A 21,547-nucleotide genomic window follows, 5' to 3' on the forward strand; every position below is an offset into this window, starting at 1 on the left:
TTTATTCGGCGTCTGGCTGCGCATCCGGGTGCGCTTCGCGGAACGCCGGCAGCGCCTCGCACTGCGCGACGATGCGGCGTATCGTGGGATACGGCGTCAGGTCGCATTGGAAGCGCAGCGCGTTGTACACCTGCGGCACCAGGCAGCAATCGGCCAGGGTCGGCGTGTCGCCATGGCAGAACCGGCCCGTGTGCGGGCTATGCACCAATTCCGCTTCCAGCGCGGCCAGGCCCAGATGGGTCCAGTGCTGGTACCACGTATTCTTCTGCTCCTGCGACAGGGCCAGGGGCCCCGTCAGGTAATTGAGGACGCGCAGGTTGTTGAGCGGGTGGATGTCGCAGGCGCACACCATGGCCAGCTGGCGCACGCGGGCGCGCTCCAGGGCATCGGCCGGCAGCAGTTTTTGCCCCTCCTGCGTCTCGTCCAGGTACTCGATGATGGCCAGCGATTGGGTCAGCACGGCGCCGCCGTCCTCCAGCACGGGCAGCAGATGCTGCGGGTTCAGGCTGGAAAACGCCGGCGTGAACTGTTCGCCGCCATTGCGGCTCAGGTGCACGTAAGCCGTGTCGACAGCGAGGTGTTTCAGGTTCAGCGCGATGCGCACGCGGTAGGACGCGGAACTGCGGTAATAGCCATGCAATTTCATACGGTGCTCTCTTTCAGGGTAGCGGGAACGGTGCTGGAGCCAATCCGGGCGCGCATCAGGCGGCCCATGGCCAGCAGCGCCAGGGACGCCAGCACGGCAGGGATGGCCAGCAAAAAGAAGATGGTTTCGTTATCGAGTTTCAGGGTCAGCATCAGGCCACCGGCCATGGAGCCGAGCACGGAGCCGCTGCGCCCCACGGCGGCGGCCCAGCTGACGCCCGTGGCGCGGCTCGATGTGGGATAAAACGCGGCGGCCAGCGCATTGGCGCCCACTTGCGAACCACTGACGCCAAAGCCCACGCCAAAGACGGCCAGCACCAGCAAGGCCAGGCTGCTGCCCGACAGGGCCACGACGACGATGCAGCCGGCGGCGGCCAGGTAGGCGATGCTCAGCACTTTATGGGGGCTGTAGCGATCCATCCAGCGGCCCAGCAGGATGGCGCCGACCGTGCCGCCCACCTGGAACATCATCGTCACCAGCGAGGCGTTCGACAAGGACAGGCCATTGCCATTCAACAGAGTCGGCATCCAGCTCGACAGCAGATAGATGATCAATAAACTCATGAAGAACGTGGACCACAGCAGCAAGGTGCCGCCAATCACGCCGGGGCGGAACAGTTCCGCCATGGGCGAGCCGGCGAGTTTTTTATCGCTGACGACGAGGCGCGGCAAGGCGGCCAGGGTGGGCGCAATGCGGCGCATGATGGTCTCGCTGCCATCGCGCCCCTTCAAGACCAGCCAGCGCAAGGATTCCGGCAGCGCCAGCAGCAGCACGGGCACCAGCAGCAACGGCAAGGCGCCGCCCAGCACCAGCACGCCGCGCCAGCCGATCAGGTGCAGCAGCTGCGCCGATGCCAGGCCGCCCAGCGCGGAACCGATGGTAAAGCCGCAGAACATCATGGTCACGAGGCCGGAACGGCGCTGCTGCGGGCAGTATTCGGACGTCATGGTCACCGATGTGGGCATGGCGCCACCGAGGCCCAGGCCAGTCAAAAAGCGCAGCACCAGCAGCATGGTCAGATCCGTCGACCAGGCTGACAGCAGGCTGGCCGCGCCGAAAAAGGCCACGGAGACGATCAGCACGGGACGCCGGCCATAGCGGTCGGCCAGGGGCCCGAACAAAAACGATCCCGCCATCAGACCAAACAGGCCGGCGCCGAACAGGGGCGCCAGCGCGGCTGGGGTCAAGCCCCATTCGGCGCGGATGGCGGGCGCTATGAAACCGATCGAGGCCGTATCAAAACCGTCGATGGCGACGATCAGAAAGCATAGCCAGAGGATCAGCTTCTGGTAGCGGGAAAACGGGTGCTGGTCGAGGAATTGCTGGACGTCGGTACTGGCGTGGGTAGTCATGGTCTTGTCTCCGTTGTTATTGTTCGCTTGGGCTGCGCGATCTGTGCCGCGCTGGCCCGGTGGTTTTACTTGACGGCGACGGTGATCGGCGTCAGACCGGCGATGCGCGCTTCCATCGTCTGGCCGCTGCTGACGGCGCCCACGCCTTCGGGCGTGCCCGTCATGATGATGTCGCCCGGCTGCAGCTCGAACAGGGTCGACAGATTGGCGATGACTTCATTGACGGACCAGATCAGGTGCGTCAGGTCGCTCGTCTGCACGACCTTGCCGTCGACTTCCAGCACGATGGCGCCCGTGGTGATCTCGCCGGACGCCGCGATGGGCGTGAGCGCGCCGATGGGTGCCGAATAGTCGAAGGCCTTGCCGATTTCCCATGGCCGCCCCTGTTCGCGCATGCGCATCTGCAGGTCGCGCCGCGTCATGTCCAGGCCCACGCCGTAACCGAAGATGTGCGACGCCGCGTCCTCCAGGGCGATATTGCTGCCGCCCTTGCCGATGGCGACCACCAGTTCGATCTCGTGGTGGTAGTTCGATGTCTGTGCCGGATACGGCACGGTGGCCGTCACGCCGGGCGGCACGGGCACGACGGACTGCTCGTCATTCGGCTTGCAGAAGAAGAATGGCGGTTCGCGGTCGGGATCGAAGCCCATTTCGCGCGCATGGGCGGCGTAGTTGCGGCCCACGCAGTAGATGCGGCGCACGGGAAACTGGCTGTCGCTACCGACGATGGGCAGGCCGGCGATGGCTTGAGGGGCGAAGATGAAGTTGGTCATGGTGAAATCCTGTGTGAAAAATCAATCGGTCAAAAACTGCTCGCGCAGCACGCCCATCGCTTGCTGCACGGGGCGGTCGGAAAAACTGAACAGCACGACGTCATCCAGCGGGCAATCGAAGGAGACAATGGCCCACGATGGCACGACGAAGGTGTCGCGCGGGGCGAAGTCAAACACCTGCGCGTCTATCGTCACCTTGCCGTGGCCTTCGACGACGCTGTAGACGGTGCCATCCGTGCTGCGTGCGCGCTTGCCGGCAAACCCTTTCGGCAGCAGCTGCATGAAGGTGGCCATGGTGGGCATGGGCGAGCCGCCCGTCAGCGGGTTCACGTATTTGAGCTTGTAGCCTTGCCAGTCGTCGATGGCGTCCGTGCGCGACAGCAGGTCCAGCGCTTCGCGCGAGCGGGCATACGGGTAATTGAAGATGGGCGAGGTGGCGCCCTGATGCAGCGACTTGACGGGTGCCATGTTGTAGCCGTAGCGGGCGAAGCTCTGGCCTTCCGGACGGCTGACGGTCTGGCTGTCTTCCGTGTCGTTTTCCGCGAAACCCGAGTCGAAATAGCGCAGCATGGGAATGTCGAGGCCATCGAGCCAGACGACCGGTTCACTCACGCCATCGATGCCGAGGTTGCCATGGTCATGCCAGGTCCACGACGGGGTGATGATGAAGTCGCCCGGGTGCATGGTGGTGCGCTCGCCCGCCACCGTCGTGTAGGCGCCCTGCCCACTGACGACAAAGCGCAGCGCCGACTGGCTGTGGCGGTGCGAGGGCGCCACTTCGCCCGGCAAAATCAGCTGCAGGCCCGCGTACAGCGATTGCGTGATCGAGGAGCGGCCCGGCAAGGCGGGGTTTTCCAGCACGAGGACCCTGCGCACGGCTTCGTGGGCCGTGATGACTTCGCCGGCGCGCGCCAGTTGCGGCGCGATGTCGGCGTAACGCCACAGGGCCGCCGCATACGGCGCCGTCGGATGGGGCGGCACCAGGGTATGCAGGGATTGCCACAGCGGCGACAGATGCATGCCGCTCAAGGCTGCATATAAAGCTTCGCGTTCGGGCGTTTGATGGGAAGTCATGCTGCCTCCTTCTCGGTGGTGGCCAGACAGGTTTGCGCCGTCCAGCCATACAGCCAGGCCAGCGCCTCATAGAATTGCGCGGGCGTGCGGCCGCGCCACAGGTCATTGCGCACCAGGCGTTCGACACCCTTGGCGTGGTACAGCCGGCCCATTTCGCGCGCCGACAGCACGACCCTCGCCGTGCGGGCGATGCGCGAACGCTGGTACAGCTGGAAGGCGGCGGTCATGTCGAAGCCGCAGGCGCGCACGGCTTCGCCCAGGGTGACGGCGTCTTCCAGCGCCATGCAGGCGCCCTGCGCCAGGTATTGCAGCATCGGGTGGGCCGAGTCGCCCAGCAGGGTCATGCGCTTGGTGCTCCAGTTGGCGACGGGATCGCGGTCGGCCGTGCTCCAGCGTTTCCAGCTGGTCGGCTTGTGCAGCAGCTGGCGCGGCTGATCGTGGACGCCATCGAAGTAGGACAGCACTTCTTCCTTGCTGCCGTCCGTGACGCTCCACTGTTCCTGCTCGCGGCTGTGGAAGGTCACCACCAGGTTGTATTGCTCGCCACTGCGCAGCGGGTAGTGCACGAGGTGGCAGTTTGGCCCGGCCCAGACGACGGGCGCATTCCAGCGCAAGTCGGCCGGCATGTCGGCGGCCGGCACCACGGCGCGGTAGACCACGTGGCCGGAAACGCGGACCTGGTCACCGACGATGCGCTCGCGGATGACGGACTTGACGCCATCGCAGCCGATCAGCGCATCGGCGCGGAAGCTGCGCCCCGCCGCATCGAGCACGGTGACGCCGTCCGCATCTTCTTCCACGCTGCTTACGTGCGACGAGGTGACAAACGTGATCAATGGCGAGGTGCGCACGGCGTCGAGGATGGCGCCGTGGATGTCGGCGCGGTGGATCACGGCGTAGGGATTGGCGAAGCGTTCGCGGAAGGCGGCATCGACGACGAAGGTGCCCACTTCCGTGGCGTCGACGGCGTCCATCATCACCAGGCGTTCCGTGAACACGGCCTTGGCGCGTGTGCGTTCACCCACGCCCAGCGCGTCGAGCGCGGCGAAGGCGTTGGGCGCCAGCTGGATGCCTGCGCCGATCTCGCCCAGGGTCGAGGCCTGTTCCAGCACTGTGACGGCCAGCCCCAGGCGCGACAGGGACAGCGCGGCGGCCATGCCGCCGATGCCGCCGCCGACGATCAGCACGGACGGCTTGTGGGTATGTTCCATTTCTTTCCTCCAATTGATCTGTGTGCTTGCGCGATGCACGTTTGCCGTGCTCTTGGTATGGCAAGCAGTGTGCCGACAGGTCAATATTTGGTAAAGCGATGGAATACAATAGCCACAATCAAGTTTTTAAATAATGGTGCTGCCCATGTCGCGCTTCGATATCGAACTGCTGTTCATCTTTGACGAGATCTATAAAAGCCGCAATGTGACGCGCGCGGCGGAAAACCTGGGTTTGCCGCAATCGACGGTCAGCATCGGCCTGGGGAAATTACGCACGCATTTCGGCGACCGCCTGTTTGCGCGCACCTCGAAAGGCATGGAGCCGACGCCGCGCGCGCAAAACGCGGTGCAGGACGTGCGCGCCGCGATTGCCGCCTGGCAGCATGCGCTGGCCGACCAGCCCGTGTTCGACCCGGTCGCCAGCACGCGCGAATTTGCCCTCTGCATGACGGACATCAGTGAAATCGTGCTGCTGCCCACCCTGCTCAACCATCTGCAGCAGATCGGGCCCGGCATCACCTTGGACGTGTCGAAGATCGCCACCGACACGCCCGAGCGCCTGGAGGGAGGCGAAGTGGACCTGGCCGTGGGCTTCATGCCGCATCTGGAATCGGGGTTTTATCAGCAGAAACTGTTCGACCAGCACTTTGTCTGCCTGGTGGCCAGCAGCCACCCGCGCATCCGCGACACGATGACGGTGGAAGAATTCCTGCAGGAGGGGCATATCGAAGTGAAAAGCTCGGGCACGGGCCATTCCATCGTGGAAAAAGTGCTGGCGACGGCTGGCGTGCAGCGGCGCATCGTGCTGAAACTGCCCAGTTTCCTCGGTGTGTCGCGCATCGTCGCCGAAACCGAGTACATCGTCACGGTACCGTACCGCTACGCGCTGCAGATGCAGGACCACGAAGCGTTCCGCATCCTGCCCCTGCCCGTGCAACTGCCCAGCTTTTCAGTCAAGCAGCACTGGCACGAGCGCTACCATGAAGATGCGTCGAACCGCTGGCTGCGCCAGACGATGGCGCAGCTGTTTGGGGCGGCTTGAAGTGATTTAGTCGCCGGACAGCAACTGGTTCGCCGTCCGGGCGTCAAACGCCAGCCGCGCCGCATCGATGGCGTCGCGATGGCCATGTGCCCAGGCGCCCAGCGCGCTGATGGGGATCAATAGCGAGCGGCCCAGGTCCGTCAAGGCGTAGTCGACGCGCGGCGGCACGGTGGGAAATACGGTGCGCGTGACCAGGCCGTCGCGTTCCAGCCCGCGCAGGGTCAACGTCAGCATGCGCTGCGAGATGCCGCCGATCAGGCGGCGCATCTCGTTGAAGCGCTTGGTGCCATTGCCGAGCAATATCACCACCATCACGCTCCATTTGTCGCCCACGCGCGTGAGGATATCCGTGATCGGGCGGCAGGAAGCGGCCACGCCCGCATGGCCGCCCTCGTCGCGCATGCGCCGTTCCAGCTCCGCTCCTTGCGCGGCGGCGTCGCCCATAGTCACATCCGTGTGCCCCAGTGTGGAAAAAGTGCCTTCTTGTGCGTTCATTTGATAGTCACTATATTTAACTCGGTTACAAAAACATACCACCCGATCATACCACCCAAGAAGGCACACATGAACATCCTGCACATCGATTCGAGCATCCTCGGCGAGCATTCCCTCAGCCGCCAATTGTCCGCCGCCATCATCGCCCGCCTGCAAGCGGCCGCGCCCGGCGCCACCGTCCAGTATCATGACCTGGCCGCGCAACCGTTGCCGCAATTTACGGCAGCCCCCAGCGCCGCCGACGGCGCAGCGCTGGCCGGCGCGCTCGAGCAAGTGCTGGCCGCCGACGTCATCGTCATCGGCGCGCCCATGTACAACTTCGCCATCCCCAGCCAGCTCAAATCGTGGCTCGATGCGCTCGCCGTGCCCGGCAAAACCTTCCAGTACGGCGCCAACGGCCCCGAAGGCTTGTTGGGCAGCAAGCGCGTGATCATCGCCTCGACGCGCGGCGGCTATTACGGCGCCGACACGCCGATGGCGGCCCTGGAACACCAGGAAAGCCATCTGCGCGCCTTCCTCGGTTTCCTCGGCGTCACGCAAATCGAGATCGTGCGCGCCGAAGGCGTCAAGGTCAGCGACGCAGCCCGAGAGCAAGCCTTGGCGGGGGCCTTCGAGCAGATCGGGGCGCTGCAAGCCGCGTAAGGAGTGCCGGCTGCGCCGCAAGCCGTCGCGGCGCAGCCGGCAAGGAAGCGCCAGATGCGCTAAGCTGCCGGCACCCCAACCACAAGGACTTCCATGACCCTGATCATCGTCGCCACCATCGATGCCCAAGCCCAACATATCGACGCCGTGCGCGCCGCCCTGGAAGCCGTCGTGGCACCGAGCCGCGCGGAAAGCGGCTGCCTGCGCTACGAACTGCACCTCGACAACAAGATACCCACGCGCTTCATCATGCTGGAGGAATGGACCGACAAGGCCGCCCACACGGGGCATGAAGCGACACCGCACTTCAAGACGCTGGTCGCCGCCGTGGGCGACAAGATCGTCAACATCGACATCGCGGAATTGAGCAAGCTGAAGTAACGGCCGGCGCGCCGCGCAAGCGCGCGGCCATCTTGGCAAGTTGCCATCTATAATATGGCAACTTTTCTTTATGGCCATCATGACTCCATTTTCCTGCATACGCGGCGCCGTAGCGGCAGCCGCCCTGACAATTTGCGCTTGCGCCTCGGCGCAAGCTCCCCTGACCAAGCTGGTAGGCGAATACAACCTGGCCTCGTCGGCGACCGTGCCGGCCAGCACCTGGGGATACGCCAAAGGACGCATTTCGGTCAAGCAACTCGACGAGCGGCACCTGCTGATCGCCCTGTCCTGCGAATGGAAACGCGAGCCGAAGGCCGTCTGCGGCGATTATTTCTATGCCCAGCAGCGCGACGACGGCCTGTATCTGCAGGACATGAATACCTTCGCCATGCGCGTGTACTTCGACCCCGCCTCACGCAAGCTCACCATCATCTCGCGCGGCGCCGACGCCAAACAGAGCGTGCGGCACGACGTGTTCGCCGCCACGACGGCGCCGCTTACGGATCCCGCCCTCGTGCGGCGCATGAAGCGCGAGCTGTCGAATGCCGACAGCAAGGAAAACCGGCGCGTGTTCGGGCCCTACACCAAGTGGGCCTACCAGGAAAACCGCATCGAGTTCCAGCGCCAGGACTTGACGGCACCATGATGCCGCGCCTGATCCAGCCCCTGCGCCGCCAGTTGCTGCGCCTCGCCGGTGTCCTGCTGTGTTCGCCCGTGCTTGCACGCGCGGCAGACAAGGACCTGCCGAACACCGTGCATCAGCGCATCCTGGCCACCATCGACGCTCCGCTGCCGAAAATACTCAATGTGCAGCATCTGGCGCTGATACGGCGCTTCAACATCGGCTGGTCGCCTGTGGAAAGCGGCGCGCCCATGCTCAATCCGGCCTACCCGCTGGGCAAGGGCGACACCCTGCAACTGGCCATGCAGGCCATCGCCAGCAAGGATGCGGCGCTGGCCGCGCAACGCCTGATGGAAGCGGCGCTGCTGCTGCCCCACTTCGTGCAGATGGCCGACCTGAAGCCAGGCAGCTATGCCAACGGCAAGGCGCCGTTCGCCCTGACCAGGCAGCATCTGACACTGCTGCGGCAACAGTCGTGGATGTCGCTGGAAATGCTGGGCATGGCGGCGGAAGACTACCTGGCCGAAGGCTATTGGCCCACCCCGTCCGTGGACGGCAAGCGGCCGTATGGCGACTTCACGAATTACCCGGTCGAAATGGCGCAAGCGCTGGGCCTGCCAGTGCGCAAGGAAGCGAACGGCAACCTGGCCATCACGCCGCAGTTGAGAACGGAACTGAAAACGCTGCACCAGCAGACCATGGCGGCGCTGCAAGTGTTTGTGCGCGAAGCGGGCTTGCGGCGCAATACGGTCTGACACGCAGGCAGCCTGGACGGGCGCAATGGAACTACCCTTTTTCAATTCCGATCATTTTTGGCGGCGACGGGTCTTTTCTGCGCTCGCATACCAATACGCGCAATGCGACAGATAGCGGCACGCCATTTGTGTGCAAATATTTGGCTGCCACGGCGGTGCCAAGCATTTCCTGGAAAATAATCGCCACATCTATTTTTTGTGCCATCAATGCATCGATCCGCCTGGGATGATCAAGCGCCACCTGCGCGAGGTCACCGATGTAATTTTTATTTACCATGTAAATTCATGTCAAGTATGGGACAAGCACCGTATGCTCCCGCTTCAGCCTGCCGCAATTCGACAGACCGCCTTGATTGATCCTTTTCCAGTACCAAGTATTTTTTATTTCTTCAAGCAGACATCACTCACTGAACCACTGCTGACCCCATATCCTAGCAGTAAGAATATATTCTAAAATCAATACACAAAAAACATTGACTTATATCAACTCAGATAATGCAGCAGGCTTGGAATTGCAAAAATATAAAATCAATATTCCATTGGGAAATAATTTACCGCCCACAAGAAACATTAATTCCCATATGGAATTTATTTTATTTATAATAATATAAATTTCCCAGTGAAATTTTTAACAGACGAGCGATTCCTTCGTGCGCTAGAGAAAATTTTTATATAGTAATATTTAAAAGATATTCAAAGCATTTTGGGCGAGCATTCCGGATGGTAAAAAAAAGAAACACTTCATACGTCATCGAGTTTACGCAGCGAACGACGCGGGTATTAAGGTCGCTCAATGTTGAGTCTGGACGGATGAAGATTGATATCAAAGACACGGCGATGCCGTTCGACACGCGTATAGTCGATGCCTGGGTCAGCATCGAAGACGGCATCCTGTGGCTGGAGCATGAAACGGGAGAGGACTATTCGGTGAAGATCAGGCTTGCCACGGTGCTACGCTGGTCACGTGAGCCCAAATGGTAAGCAGACTGCCGGCCCCACGCGGCACTTTTCCAGTTGGACTGCCACCGTGCGGGAAGCGGGCTTGAGGCGCAATGCCTTGCCATAAGCAGGGGTATTACAAGGCATCGAGGTTTGCCAGCATCTTGCGCGCCTGTTCCTTGAAATCGGCGATTGCCGCCTCGTCCATCTTCTCCAGCTGGCGATACGCCATGCCTATGCGGGGATTGCGTTCCAATGTGTCCGCGTTGCGATGGAAAAAATCCCAGTACAGGGCATTGAAGGGACAGGCGCGCTCGCCGATGCGCGCCTTTTTATCGTAATGGCAGCCCTTGCAATAATCGCCCATGCGGTCGATATACGCGGCGCTGGAGACATACGGCTTGGTGGCCAGCAGCCCGCCATCGGCGAACTGGCTCATGCCGACGGTGTTGGGCAGTTCCACCCACTCGAAGGCATCGATATAAATGCCCAGGTACCAGCCATGCACCCTGGCAGGATCGAGACCGGCCAGCAGCGCGAAATTGCCGATCACCATCAGGCGCTGGATGTGATGCGCATGCGCCTGGTCCAGCGACTGGGTGATCGCCTGCGACAGGCAATGCATCTTCGTCTTGCCATCCCAGAACCATGCCGGCAGCGGGCGCGCATGGCCAAAGAAATTCTTCTCGGCATACCCAGGCATATGGGCCCAATACACGCCGCGCACATATTCGCGCCATCCCAGTATCTGGCGTATAAAACCCTCGACCGCGGCCAGCGGCGCATGGCCCGCCTGATAAGCCGCTTGCGCCCTGGCGACGACTTCGCGCGGGTTGAGCATTTTCACGTTCAGCGCGAACGACAGCAGGGAATGAAACAAGCGCCACGCCTTGACGCTCATCGCATCCTGGAAGTCGCCAAAATGCGGCAAGGCCCGCACAATGAAGGCATCGAGCTGCTGTAGCGCTTCATCCCGGTTCAGCGCCCACGCCAGCCGGTCGGCATGCGGCGCGCCGAAGCTCTTCACGCCTGCGGCAACGATGCTTTGCCATAGCCGAGAATGGTCATGCACGGTGCGCGGATCCTGCGGCTCGGCGGGCGTGCCGCGCCAGGGCTTGCGGTTATCGTGGTCGAAGTTCCACTGGCCGCCGACGGGCTTTTTCGCGTCTTCCATCAGCACCTGATGCGTGCTGCGCATCTGGCGGTAGAAAAACTCCATCAGCCATTGCTTGCGTCCGGCGAAAATATCGGCAGCCTCGTGGCGGGCCGTGTAGAAATGGTCGCTGTCGACCATCAGCCATGGAATGCGCGAACGGCGCCCGGCCTGGTACAACTGCTGGTCGAGGCGCCACTCGTCGGGCGCCTGGTATTCGAAGGCGGCGGCGTCATAGTGGCGTATCAGCGCTTCGATATTCTCCGGTATCGACAGCGTGCTTTCCACGTCGTCGATGGCGATGTAATGCACGGTGTGGCCAAGCTGGCGCAACTGGCGCGCCAGCTCGCGCATGGCAGCGAAGATCGCCAGGATTTTCTGCGCATGATGCAGCACATAATCGGTTTCTTGCCGCACCTCCATCAAGACATAGATGGTGGCGCCATCAAGCTCGGTGAACCAGCGATGCCGTGCATTGAGCTGGTCACCGAGTATCAGGCGCAGCGTGGGCTTCGGTGAGGTCATGATTATTCTTTGCAATGGTTGAAATCGCCATGGCGGCGCTTATCCTTGCGGCACCGGCTGCGCTGCGGGAGCAGGCGCAGGCGCCGCCTCCTGCACCGCCTTGCCATGCGACTCCTGCCCGCCCTCGCCTTCGGGCGGCATGGCCAGCGGCGCCGGCGGCGCGCCTTCCTGCAGCAAGTCACCCGGCTCTTCCACCGGTTCGTCCTCGGGCTCGTCGACCGGCTCCACGTGGCGCAGCGGCGGAGGTGGCTTGCCGCCGGGGAAGATGGCGTCGCGCGATAGTTTTCCCGTGTCGAGCGCCGTCTTGAAGAAGTCGCCCACCACCAGCACGGCGTTGTGGCCGCCCTGGCCCCAGTAATTGCTGCGCATGGTGACGCGCGCGTCATTGAAGCCGACCCAGGCGCCGCCCACCAGTTCCGGGTGCATCAAAATAAACCAGCCGTCCGCATTGTTTTGCGTGGTGCCGCTCTTGCCGGCCACGTCGGAGCGGATGCCGAAACGGCTGCGGATGGCCGTGCCCGTGCCGCGGTCGATCACGCCGCGCATCATGTCCGTCAGGGTGGCGGCCGATGCTTCCTGCATGGCGCGCTTGGGCTTGTCTTCGCCGAAGCGGGCGATGACCTTGCCTTCGCGGTCGGTGATGTGCGTGACGACAAACGGCAGGCGCGCCTCGCCCTGGGCCGCGATGCTGGCGTAGGCGTTGACCATTTCCAGCAAGGTGACGGGACTGGTGCCCAGCGCCAGCGACGGCACTTTTTCCAGCTTGCTGTCGCGAATGCCCAGCGCGCGCGCCAGCTTGATGATCGGCGGCAAGCCGACGTCCTGCATCACTTGCGCCGTGATGGTGTTTTTCGAATACACGAGGCCGTCGCGCATGGTCATGTCGCGCCCCGTCGTGCCGCTCATGTCCGTCGGGCGCCATTTGGTGCCGTCGGCCGCCTTGATATCCATCACTTCATCGCGGTAGACGTGCTCGGGACTTAAACCTTTTTCCAGCGCCGCGCCATACACGATGGGCTTGAAGGTCGAGCCAGGCTGGCGCGCCGCCTGCGACACGTGGTCGAACTGTTCGCGCGCAAAGTCGCGGCTGCCTACCCAGGCGCGCACGGCGCCGGTGGCCGGGTCCATGGCCGTAAAGCCCGCTTCCAGGCGCGTCTTCGACTTGCGCAGGGCCGCCATGAAGGCGCGGTCGCCCTTCAGTTGCGCCAGCGCCGCCTCGGGCGTGCCGCCGGCCGCCGTCAGCTTGCGGTAGTCGCCCGACTCGCGCACGAAGCTGTCGAGCAAGCCAGGATGCGATTTCCAGAAATAATCGAAGGCCACGCTGCCGCCCTGCATGCCCGCGTACATGCCCGTCGAGGTGGACGACGGCACGCCGGCGCGGCTCCATTCCACGTCGGCGATCGCCTGCAGGGCATTCGCCTGGCGCTCGACGGCGCGCTCGGCCGCCTGCTGCAAGTCATGGTCGAGCGTGGTGTGCACCACCAGGCCATCGCGTTCCAGGTTGTAGTCGTTCTCGTCGGCCCACTCGATCAGCCACTTGCGCACATAGGCCGTGAAATGGCTGTCCGATTGCGCCCGCTCGCTCTGGCGCTCGAAATGCAGGCGCAGCGGACGCTTGATCAACTGTTTATAGCGCGCCTCGTCGATGACGTCATGCTTGCGCATCTGCCCCAGCACCACGTTGCGGCGCTGCAGGGAACGTTCGGGGTTGCCGACCGGATTGTAGTAATTCGTGCCTTTGAGCATGCCGACCAGGGTGGCGCTTTCCAGGATGTCGAGGCGCGAGGCGGGCTTGTCGAAGTAGGTGCGGGCCGCCATTTCGATGCCGTAAGTGTTGTACAGGAAGGGTACCGTATTCAGATAGGCTTCCAGAATTTCCGTCTTGCTGTAGGTGGCCTCGATTTTCAGGGCCGTGATCAGCTCCTTCAGCTTGCGGTTCAGGTTGCGCGAGCGGCCGATTTCCTCGGGGAACATATTGCGCGCCAGTTGCTGCGTGATGGTGGAACCGCCCTGGGGGTTGCCGCTTGCGGTGTGCAAGACGGCGCCCGCCGTGCGCGTAAAATCGATGCCGTGGTGGTCGTAGAAGCGGTGGTCTTCCGTCGAGATCAAGGCGCTGATCACGTTCGGCGAAATCTGCTTGAGCGTGACCCGTTCCTGCAAGCCCTGGTCGAAGCGGGCCAGTTCCTCGCCATCGGCGCTGACCATGGTGCTCGGCGCGGCCGCGCGCGCCTGGCGCAAGTCATGGATGCTGGGCGTGAGGGGAATCAGCAACAGCATGTACACGGTCAGCAGCGCCAGCACGGCCAGGAAAGACCATAGCCCCAGCACCAGCGCGCGCCGTACGGGCGGCAGGGTCATCAAGTGCGCGTGGCCGCGCCGGTACAGCGCCACCGCCTTTGTCCACGCCACTCCCGCCACGCGCAAGGCTTGCGCGCGCGCCCATGTCCATGCCTGCCGTGCTTTTTCCTGAAACTGCTCCATGCCTGATGCCATGCTTGTAACCTTGTCTGATGCCGGGAAATCCGTTTCAGCAAGTATATAGGGCGGGCAACAAAGCGGGCCGGAATTTACGCCAGGCAAGCATCGAGGCGCGCCAGCGTGACGCCGACATACGCGCCCACGCAGCGCGCGTCATGCGTCGTAAACGGGTTTTCCAGTTGCAGCAGGCCGCAGTCGCAGATGACGGGATCGACCTGGGTCACGACGCCCAGCGCCAGATAGCGCCAGCCATCAAGGCGCTGCAAGCGCTTTTCTTCACCCGGGTTGGCGCGGAAGATGGCGTCCCAGTCGTCAAGCTCGCCGGGCATGGGCCACAGTTCGAGCTGGACTTGCGTGCCGGCGGCCATCTGCCCGCCGCCAAACTCGTCCATCACGTACAGGCGTTGGCCGCCCACTTCGATGACGGCTTCCAGGTACTCGCCTTCGGAAGCGATGAAAGTGGCGGCAACGATGCTGGCCGTCACTTCTGCGCCTGCTCCATCAGCGCCGGCAATTCTTTCAGCATGGCGTCGCGCGTGCGCAAGCCGGCCGACTGCTCACCCTTCTTGTCATCCTGCACCAGGCGCGCAAAGACGATGCTGCGCTCGCCCTTGCTGGCCCAGCCCACGAACCAGCCGTAGCCATGCGCTTCGTCGAAGCTGCCGTCGGCCTTGCGCGGGAAGGCGGCGCCCGTCTTGCCATGCACTTGCCAGCCGCCCACGTCCGCCAGGCGGGTCAGGCGCTGCGTTGCTTCCATCGCCTGTTTCGTCACGGGCAGCTGATAATTGACCAGCTTGCGCAAGAACCCCAGCTGTTCCAGCGGAGAGATTTTCAGCGAAGAACTGATCCACGAACGCTCCAGGCTGTTGTCCTTGCCCGGATCGCCCGAGACATCCGCATTGCCATAGCGCAAAGCTTTCGCGTATTTCTGGAAGCGCTCGGCGCCCAGCGCCTGCGTGATCTGCTGCGAATACCAGACGACGGAATACTGCATCCAACGCGACGGGTCCGTATCCTGGCGCCAGGCTTCGCCGCCCCAGTCCACGTAGCCCTGACGGTACGGCAGGGCCGGCTTGTGCTCGTCCTTGAGGAAGCCGGCGTCATAGCCCATCAGGCTGAGCGCGATCTTGAACGTGGATGCGGGGGTGACTCTGTCGAGGCAATTGCCCTCTTGCAGCAAGACGGCACCCGTTTTGGCATCGGCCATGGCCGTGCAGATGGTGGCGGCCCTGGCCTGCGAAGCGGCCAGGGTGGCGGCCGTCAGGCCGAGGATAAACTGGAACAATGCGCGATATTTCATGGGCCTCCGGGGTTGGGGGAGAAGGACAAAGCGAAATTGTACCGGGCAGCACGGCGCGATGCCAGCGCTGATAACATTGCCTTGACGTTAGTGACCGCCCGGCTGGCGTTCCCGCTTCAGCCGCTCCTCTTCCAGCTCGTCCATGCCCAGCTTTTCCTCGTCGATCAGCGCATGCTCGCGCCGTTCGCGTTCCAGTTCCGCTTCCAGGCTGTCATCATTGACTTCCCGCTCGATTTTCTCCGGCATGCTGTGCTCCTCCAGGGTGGTTGACTAGTATTCTCCGGCAAGCTTGCCCGCCTGTGCCACGGCGTCGTGCGGATGCAGGCTTTCCATATGCCGTACGGTAACACGCGCCTGCGGATGGCGCGGCGCCAGCGCCGCCTGCACGCGGCGGGCCGCATCTTCCACATACATCAGGTTAGCACCATTCAGGCGCGCGAACGCCTGCTCGTCCGCCCGTTTCACGGCCGTCTGCAGCGGCGTCGCCAGCGCCGCTTCCACCAAGTCGATCAGGGGAAACAGCTCCAGCTCCGCCTGCTCCGTCAAGAGCACGGTGACCATCGCCGTGCTGCGCTGGCTGTGCGGCGTGGCCAGGCTCGCGTGTTCCTGCAGCCAGGCGCGCGCGGCCGCGCCGTCGATGCCGCCCGCGCCGAACCGCGCCGCGAAGGCGTCGGCCAGCAGTTGCCGCGACAGCGCCGCCGAACATGGGCAAGTCGACGAGTAGCCGATCTCCACCGTCAGGGATAGCGCAAAGCCCTGCGGAGTAACACTGGCTTGCAGGCGCACGGGATACGATTTCCAACCCGACAAGCCCGCCGTCAGCAGCGCCGGCTGGCGCCGCAGCAAGGGAAACGCCAGCGCCAGGCGCGCCTGCGTGCTGCCGCAATCGGCGTGGCTGTCCACCATGCGCCGCAGCACGGCGGCCAGCGCGCCCGCATCGAGCGGCTGCGCGGCGGCAAACGCATCGAGCAGCAGATACAAACGCGACATGTGGATGCCCTTGACGTGCGGGTCGGGCAAATCGACTTGCACGTCGGCCCAGGCATGCACTTGCTGCGCCTGCCCGCCCTCTTCCAGCCACAGGGGCAAGGCGATGCCCTGCATGCCGACCCACTCGAGCGGCAAGGGGCTGCCCAGATGTGGGCCGGCCGCCACGTCAGGCAGGGGCGAGGAAATCGAATCGCGCTTCATGGTGACAACTCCATATGCAAACAAGTTGCATATCATGAAGAAAAATCCCCGCATTTGCAAGTATCTTGCATTAATGGGGCGTATTGACGGGTCAGCTGGCCTTGCGAAACGTCAGATTGATGCGCTGCGGGCCCAGCACCGCGTGTTCGCCCTCCTTCAGGGGCGCCACGCCGTGGAAGCGCAGGCGGTCGGCGCCGCCCCACACCACCACGTCGCCGTGCAGCAGGCCGATGCGCGCCGCCTTGTCGGCCCGCTCGGCGCCGCCAAACAGGAAGGTGGCGGGCAAACCGAGCGAGACGGAGACGATGGGCGCGTTGAAATCGCATTCATCGCGGTCCTGGTGCAGGGCCATGCGCGCGCCGGGCGCGTAACGGTTGAGCAGGCAGGCGTCGGGAACAAAGCCCGGATAGCCGGCCGCCTGCGCCGCCGCCTGCGCCAGGCGCAGGAACACGGGCGGCATCGGCGGCCAGGGAAGACCGCTGTCCGGATCGCGCCGCGCATAGCGGTAGCCGCGTCCATCCGTGACCCAGCCCAGGGGGCCGCAATTGCTCATGGCAACCGACATGCGCAAGCCGCCCGGCGTGGCCATGTGGCGCAGGGGCGCGGCCAGCACAATGGAGTCCAGCGCCGGCAGCAGCTCGTCCAGGTAAGGCAGCGCGAAAGCGCGCAGCAGGACGGACGCGCACGAGCCCGGCACCAGCGGCACGGGGCCGGCCGGGACTTGTTCTTCATCGGCGAACAGGGACAGGTTCATGCCGCCTATTTTAGCCGCGCCATGGAAAAAGCGCGCGCGGCCGCCCCATGGTGCGCTACAGTAGCGCTTCCAGCCACTACCCGACTCCCTGACGATGGATCATTACGCCGATTTGCTGCAAACCCTGGCGCAGCAGGAAGAAACCCTGCAATTCGAACGCTTCGACAACGACGCCGCGCTGGCCGTGGGCCTGTGGATCGTCGAAGAAGTGCGCAAGCGGGGCAAGGCCGTCACCGTCAACATCACGCGCAACGGCCAAGTGCTGTTCCACCACGCCATGACGGGCGCCACGGCCGACCAGGCGGACTGGATACGCCGCAAGAACAATACGGTGCAGCGCTTTTGCCGCAGCTCCTATTACATGGGCATCTCGTATAAAAGCCGCGGCAGCACCTTCGAAGACGTGAAATACCTCGATGACATCGAATACGCGGGCCACGGCGGCGCCTTTCCCCTGCTGATACGCGGCGTGGGACTGGTCGGCACCGTCACCGTTTCCGGCCTGGCGCAGGCGGACGACCACGCGCTGGTGGTGGCCGCGCTGCAGGCGCAGCTGGACGCGCACTGACGCCTCGCAGGCGCCATCCGCGCCGGCTACCGGGACAGGCTCTAAATGCGCTGGCCGCCGTCGATGGGAATTTCCGCGCCCGTGATGTACGAGGCGCGCTCGCTGCACAGAAACTCCACCAAATCGGCCACTTCGGCCGTCGTGCCCAGGCGGCGCAGGGGAATTTGCGTGTCGACGATGTGCGAGGTGCCGGGCGACAGAATCGCCGTGTCGATCTCGCCCGGCGCGATGGCATTGACGCGCACATTCAGCGGCGCCATGTCGTTGGCCATTTCGCGCGTCAGCGACGCCAGCGCCGCCTTCGAACTGGCATAGGCGGAGCCGGCAAACGGGTGCACGCGGTAGCCGGCGATCGAGCACAGGTTCACGACGGCGCCGTGCGCGTTCGACAATTCCTGCGCGAAGCCGCGCGTCAGCGCCAGCGGCGCAAAAAAATTGGTGTTGTACATTTCCTGCCACGTCTGCATGTCGGTGGTCAGCGAATTGACGCGCGAGCCGCCCGGCCCCTTCGGCGACACGCCCGCATTGTTGACTAGGGCGTGCAGTTTCGAGTCGCCCAGCATGGGGCGCAGGGTCTCGACCATCTGCCCGATCTGGCTCAGGTCCGACAAATCCATGCACACATGCGTGTTGTGCTCCTGGCTGCGCGGGCAACCGCCGGGAATCGGGCTGCGCGAGACGGTGATGACCCGCCAGCCGAGGCTGCGGAAGCGTTCCGCGACGGCGTGGCCGATGCCGCGGCTGGCGCCGGTGACGATGGCGGTTTTCTGTTCCATTTTCTGTTCAATCTTGTGCTCAATGTGCGTCATGTTCTTCCTCGTTCTGTTCTTGTTCGCTTGTGCCGGCGTGGATGCGCTCCTGGCGCATGACATAGGCCAGCATCTGCGTGCCGCCGTCGAGAATGTCCTGTTCGATGGCACGCCGCGCGGCCGCGCCGTCGCGCTGGCGCAGCGCGCTGATGATGGCGTGGTGGTGGCCCACCCGCATGTCGGGCGAAAAGCTGGCGTAGCCGGCGGCGATCAGGGGCGCCGTCTGCATCCACAAATGGTCGACGAAGCGTTTCAAGGTCGGCATGCCGGCCGCCTGCGCCAGGCCCAGGTGAAACGCCTGGTTGCATTGCAGGGCCGCCGCCAGGTCGTGCCGGGCGATGGCCTCTTCATTCGCCTGCAGCAGGCACTCCAGGTCGGCCAGGGTAGCGTCGTCGATGCGCTGCGCCGCTTCGAACGCGCCCAGGCCTTCCAGTTCCAGGCGCAGCGCGCGGATTTCCAGGTAGCGCGCCACGCTGAGCACGGGCACGCGGAAGTCACGGGGCGAGCGCAGCACCAGCGCCTCTTCCTGCACCAGCTGCAGCATGGCGTCGCGCACGGGCGTGACGCTGGTGCCCAGCTGCAGCGCCAGCTCACGGATGCGCAACCGGTCATTCGGCTGGAAACGCCCGGCCGCCAGCGCTTCGCGCAGCATGGCATACACGGACTTGCCCAGATTGACGTGCACCAGACTGTCCAATTGATGGTTCATGCGTGTGTTTGATCGTTGAAAAATTATGATGCATCATACATCAATGTGAAAAACAGTGTTTTTCCCTGCGTGCGCCGAAGACAGCATGCGCCGCCAGGCCGTACAATCAGCCGCCACCGTCTCGAAAGGATTGCATTTGAACTGGGATTATCCGCATGCCCACACCCTGCCCGTCACGCCCGAAGCGGGCGACATCGATGGTTTGCAGCACACCAACAACGCCGTCTACGTGCGCTGGTGCGAGCATATCGCCTGGCACCATTCGGCCACCCTGGGGCTGGACCTCGACGATTACCGGCGCCTGGACCGGGCCATGGCGATACGCCGCGGCGAATACGACTACCTGCTGCCGACGCGGGCCGGCGAAGCGCTGACCCTGGCCACCTGGCTGTGCGCCAGCGATGGCCGCTCCAGCATGGAACGGCGCTTCCAGCTGATCCGCGACAGCGACGGCGCCACCGTCGTGCGCGGACGCTGGGACTTGATCTGCATTGAATTGAGCAGCGGCCGCGCGCGCCGCCTGCCGCCCGAGTTTCTGGCCGTGTACGAACCGGCCATCGTCGCGGCCGGCGCGTAAAAGCGGACGCCTGGGCCGCCGTTTTGCGCGCCGTTCGGCGAAGATGCGGGGCTTTTCTTGCGCCTCCGCAGTGCAACATGCATTTCGCTCCTGCTTTGCCCGTGCATGCTTTAGAATCAGCGACCTCAGCCCCGTAAAAACAGGATAAAACATATGACGGCAGTCGGGAATACCGAACCACAAGAGCTCAAGCGCGGCCTGAAAAGCCGCCACATCCAGCTCATCGCCCTGGGCGGCGCCATCGGCACCGGCCTGTTTCTGGGCATCGCGCAAACCATCAAGATGGCCGGCCCCTCGGTTCTGCTGGGCTACGGCATCGCCGGCGTCATCGCCTTTTTGATCATGCGCCAGCTGGGCGAGATGGTGGTCGACGAACCCGTCGCCGGCTCCTTCAGCTATTTTGCCGACAAATACTGCGGCCACCTGCCCGGCTTCCTGTCGGGCTGGAATTACTGGGTGCTGTATGTGCTCGTCAGCATGGCCGAACTGACGGCCGTCGGCATCTATGTGCAGTACTGGTGGCCCGGCGTGCCCACCTGGGTCTCGGCGCTGATCTTCTTTTGCGTCATCAACGCCATCAGCCTGCTCAATGTGAAGGCCTTCGGCGAGATGGAATTCTGGTTCGCCCTGATCAAGGTGGTCGCCATCATCGGCATGATCGTCTTCGGCGCATACCTGCTCGCTTCCGGCGACGCGGGTCCGCAAGCCTCGGTGGCCAACCTGTGGCAGCACGGCGGCTTCTTCCCGAATGGCTGGCAGGGACTGGTGATGGCCATGGCCGTCATCATGTTCTCGTTCGGCGGCCTGGAACTGGTCGGCATCACGGCGGCCGAAGCGGATGATCCGAGCACGACGATTCCGCGCGCCACCAACCAGGCCATCTACCGCATCCTGATTTTCTACATCGGCGCACTGGGCATCTTGCTGTCGCTGTACCCGTGGCAAAACGTCGTCACCGGCGGCAGCCCCTTCGTGCTGATCTTCCATGCGCTCGACAGCAATCTGGTGGCCACGGCCCTGAACGTGGTGGTGCTGACGGCCGCCCTGTCCGTCTACAACAGCGGCGTGTACTGCAACACGCGCATGCTGTTCGGCCTGGCCAAACAAGGCAATGCGCCGCGCGCGCTGCTGCACCTGAACCGCCGCGGCGTGCCTCTGGTGGCGCTGGGCGTATCGGCCCTGGCGACGGGCGCCTGCGTGGTGGTCAATTACTTCATGCCGGGCGAAGCGTTCGAAGTGCTGATGGGACTCGTCGTGTCGGCGCTGATCATCAACTGGGCCATGATCAGCTGGATCCATTTGCGCTTCCGCGCGCAGAAAAAAATCGAAGGCAAGACGACCCTGTTCCAGAGCCTGGGCTACCCGTTCACCAACTACCTGTGCCTGGTGTTCCTGGCCGGCATTCTGGTGATCATGTATTTGACGCCAGGCCTGCGCATCTCCGTCTACCTGATACCCGTGTGGCTCGCCGCGCTGGGCGTCGGTTACTGGATCAAGCAAAGCAAGGCCAAAGCATAGGCTTGCGCTGTATTTTGCAATCGGCAAACAAAA

At 63.6% G+C, this 21,547-nt stretch carries 25 protein-coding genes; 9 read left to right on the plus strand and 16 right to left on the minus strand.

Going from position 1 to position 21,547, the window contains the following annotated elements; genetic code table 11:
* Nucleotide 1 precedes the first annotated feature (1 nt).
* From maiA to P9875_RS17485, 5 genes are all read right to left on the minus strand, one after another.
* The gene (gene maiA, locus P9875_RS17465) at nt 2–646 is read right to left on the minus strand and encodes a maleylacetoacetate isomerase (RefSeq protein ID WP_278316083.1); all 645 of its coding nucleotides are present in this window, start codon (nt 644–646) and stop codon (nt 2–4) included.
* Entirely contained in the window at nt 643–1,998 is a 1,356-nt protein-coding gene (locus tag P9875_RS17470; protein WP_278316084.1) for an MFS transporter, read from the minus strand. The genes maiA and P9875_RS17470 overlap by 4 nt, the downstream gene beginning before the upstream one ends.
* A 65-nt stretch (nt 1,999–2,063) precedes the next feature.
* Nucleotides 2,064–2,771 (minus strand): fumarylacetoacetate hydrolase family protein, encoded by a 708-nt coding sequence (locus P9875_RS17475; RefSeq protein WP_278316085.1) that lies wholly within the window; start codon nt 2,769–2,771, stop codon nt 2,064–2,066.
* A gap of 21 nt (nt 2,772–2,792) precedes the next feature.
* Nucleotides 2,793–3,845, minus strand: a complete 1,053-nt coding sequence (gene gtdA, locus P9875_RS17480; RefSeq protein ID WP_278316086.1) for a gentisate 1,2-dioxygenase — start codon at nt 3,843–3,845, stop codon at nt 2,793–2,795.
* Nucleotides 3,842–5,056, minus strand: coding sequence for a 3-hydroxybenzoate 6-monooxygenase (locus tag P9875_RS17485; protein WP_278316087.1), 1,215 nt, complete (start codon nt 5,054–5,056; stop codon nt 3,842–3,844). Before P9875_RS17485 ends, gtdA begins: the two co-directional genes overlap by 4 nt.
* A 145-nt stretch (nt 5,057–5,201) precedes the next feature.
* Between P9875_RS17485 and P9875_RS17490 the strand changes: the two genes are divergently transcribed.
* Entirely contained in the window at nt 5,202–6,098 is an 897-nt protein-coding gene (locus P9875_RS17490) for a LysR family transcriptional regulator (RefSeq protein ID WP_278316088.1), read from the plus strand.
* Nucleotides 6,099–6,104: 6 nt separating this feature from the next.
* On the opposite strand, the gene P9875_RS17495 is transcribed toward P9875_RS17490, so the two are convergent.
* The gene (locus P9875_RS17495; protein ID WP_219313875.1) at nt 6,105–6,500 is read right to left on the minus strand and encodes a winged helix-turn-helix transcriptional regulator; all 396 of its coding nucleotides are present in this window, start codon (nt 6,498–6,500) and stop codon (nt 6,105–6,107) included.
* 162 nt (nt 6,501–6,662) lie between these two features.
* Between P9875_RS17495 and P9875_RS17500 the strand changes: the two genes are divergently transcribed.
* The 4 genes from P9875_RS17500 (at nt 6,663) to P9875_RS17515 (ending at nt 8,993) form a co-directional block, all read left to right on the plus strand.
* Nucleotides 6,663–7,235: an FMN-dependent NADH-azoreductase gene (locus P9875_RS17500; RefSeq protein WP_278316089.1), complete on the plus strand. Its 573-nt coding sequence runs from the start codon at nt 6,663–6,665 to the stop codon at nt 7,233–7,235.
* Nucleotides 7,236–7,328: 93 nt separating this feature from the next.
* Nucleotides 7,329–7,616 (plus strand): putative quinol monooxygenase, encoded by a 288-nt coding sequence (locus tag P9875_RS17505; RefSeq protein ID WP_278316090.1) that lies wholly within the window; start codon nt 7,329–7,331, stop codon nt 7,614–7,616.
* A 79-nt stretch (nt 7,617–7,695) separates the two neighbouring features.
* Entirely contained in the window at nt 7,696–8,262 is a 567-nt protein-coding gene (locus P9875_RS17510) for a hypothetical protein (protein WP_278316091.1), read from the plus strand.
* A complete protein-coding gene (locus tag P9875_RS17515; RefSeq protein WP_278316092.1) occupies nt 8,259–8,993 on the plus strand; it encodes a hypothetical protein in 735 nt (244 codons plus the stop codon). Before P9875_RS17510 ends, P9875_RS17515 begins: the two co-directional genes overlap by 4 nt.
* Before the next feature lie 31 nt (nt 8,994–9,024).
* On the opposite strand, the gene P9875_RS17520 is transcribed toward P9875_RS17515, so the two are convergent.
* A complete protein-coding gene (locus P9875_RS17520) occupies nt 9,025–9,270 on the minus strand; it encodes a hypothetical protein (protein ID WP_099402167.1) in 246 nt (81 codons plus the stop codon).
* Between the two features lie 533 nt (nt 9,271–9,803).
* On the opposite strand from P9875_RS17520, the gene P9875_RS17525 reads away from it, so the two are divergent.
* The gene (locus P9875_RS17525; RefSeq protein WP_278316093.1) at nt 9,804–9,974 is read left to right on the plus strand and encodes a hypothetical protein; all 171 of its coding nucleotides are present in this window, start codon (nt 9,804–9,806) and stop codon (nt 9,972–9,974) included.
* 94 nt (nt 9,975–10,068) lie between these two features.
* Here the strand turns inward: P9875_RS17525 and P9875_RS17530 are convergent, their stop codons facing one another.
* The 7 genes from P9875_RS17530 to alkB all read right to left on the minus strand — a co-directional run bounded on the left by P9875_RS17530 (nt 10,069) and on the right by alkB (nt 17,333).
* Nucleotides 10,069–11,610, minus strand: coding sequence for a cryptochrome/photolyase family protein (locus tag P9875_RS17530; RefSeq protein ID WP_278316094.1), 1,542 nt, complete (start codon nt 11,608–11,610; stop codon nt 10,069–10,071).
* Between the two features lie 39 nt (nt 11,611–11,649).
* On the minus strand, nt 11,650–14,103 hold the full coding sequence (locus tag P9875_RS17535) for a penicillin-binding protein 1A (RefSeq protein ID WP_278316095.1): 2,454 nt from the start codon (nt 14,101–14,103) through the stop codon (nt 11,650–11,652).
* A 74-nt stretch (nt 14,104–14,177) separates the two neighbouring features.
* Nucleotides 14,178–14,573: a hypothetical protein gene (locus P9875_RS17540; RefSeq protein WP_278316096.1), complete on the minus strand. Its 396-nt coding sequence runs from the start codon at nt 14,571–14,573 to the stop codon at nt 14,178–14,180.
* Nucleotides 14,570–15,388: a class D beta-lactamase gene (blaOXA, locus tag P9875_RS17545; protein ID WP_278316097.1), complete on the minus strand. Its 819-nt coding sequence runs from the start codon at nt 15,386–15,388 to the stop codon at nt 14,570–14,572. Before blaOXA ends, P9875_RS17540 begins: the two co-directional genes overlap by 4 nt.
* An 87-nt stretch (nt 15,389–15,475) precedes the next feature.
* Nucleotides 15,476–15,634, minus strand: coding sequence for a hypothetical protein (locus P9875_RS17550; protein ID WP_157814607.1), 159 nt, complete (start codon nt 15,632–15,634; stop codon nt 15,476–15,478).
* 24 nt (nt 15,635–15,658) lie between these two features.
* A complete protein-coding gene (gene folE2 / locus P9875_RS17555; protein ID WP_278316098.1) occupies nt 15,659–16,579 on the minus strand; it encodes a GTP cyclohydrolase FolE2 in 921 nt (306 codons plus the stop codon).
* A gap of 91 nt (nt 16,580–16,670) precedes the next feature.
* The gene (alkB, locus tag P9875_RS17560; RefSeq protein ID WP_278316099.1) at nt 16,671–17,333 is read right to left on the minus strand and encodes a DNA oxidative demethylase AlkB; all 663 of its coding nucleotides are present in this window, start codon (nt 17,331–17,333) and stop codon (nt 16,671–16,673) included.
* 94 nt (nt 17,334–17,427) lie between these two features.
* Here alkB and P9875_RS17565 point away from each other — a divergent pair, with 94 nt between their 5' ends.
* A complete protein-coding gene (locus P9875_RS17565; RefSeq protein WP_278316100.1) occupies nt 17,428–17,901 on the plus strand; it encodes a heme-degrading domain-containing protein in 474 nt (157 codons plus the stop codon).
* Nucleotides 17,902–17,942: 41 nt separating this feature from the next.
* On the opposite strand, the gene P9875_RS17570 is transcribed toward P9875_RS17565, so the two are convergent.
* On the minus strand, nt 17,943–18,710 hold the full coding sequence (locus P9875_RS17570) for an SDR family NAD(P)-dependent oxidoreductase (RefSeq protein WP_235211678.1): 768 nt from the start codon (nt 18,708–18,710) through the stop codon (nt 17,943–17,945).
* Nucleotides 18,697–19,419, minus strand: coding sequence for a GntR family transcriptional regulator (locus P9875_RS17575; RefSeq protein ID WP_278316101.1), 723 nt, complete (start codon nt 19,417–19,419; stop codon nt 18,697–18,699). Before P9875_RS17575 ends, P9875_RS17570 begins: the two co-directional genes overlap by 14 nt.
* Nucleotides 19,420–19,504: 85 nt before the next feature.
* Here P9875_RS17575 and P9875_RS17580 point away from each other — a divergent pair, with 85 nt between their 5' ends.
* Both P9875_RS17580 and P9875_RS17585 read left to right on the plus strand, forming a co-directional pair.
* Nucleotides 19,505–19,996, plus strand: coding sequence for an acyl-CoA thioesterase (locus P9875_RS17580; protein ID WP_278316102.1), 492 nt, complete (start codon nt 19,505–19,507; stop codon nt 19,994–19,996).
* A 153-nt stretch (nt 19,997–20,149) separates the two neighbouring features.
* A complete protein-coding gene (locus P9875_RS17585; protein WP_219313833.1) occupies nt 20,150–21,514 on the plus strand; it encodes an amino acid permease in 1,365 nt (454 codons plus the stop codon).
* Nucleotides 21,515–21,547 lie beyond the last annotated feature (33 nt).

Source organism: Janthinobacterium rivuli (assembly GCF_029690045.1).
Taxonomy (GTDB): domain Bacteria; phylum Pseudomonadota; class Gammaproteobacteria; order Burkholderiales; family Burkholderiaceae_D; genus Janthinobacterium; species Janthinobacterium rivuli.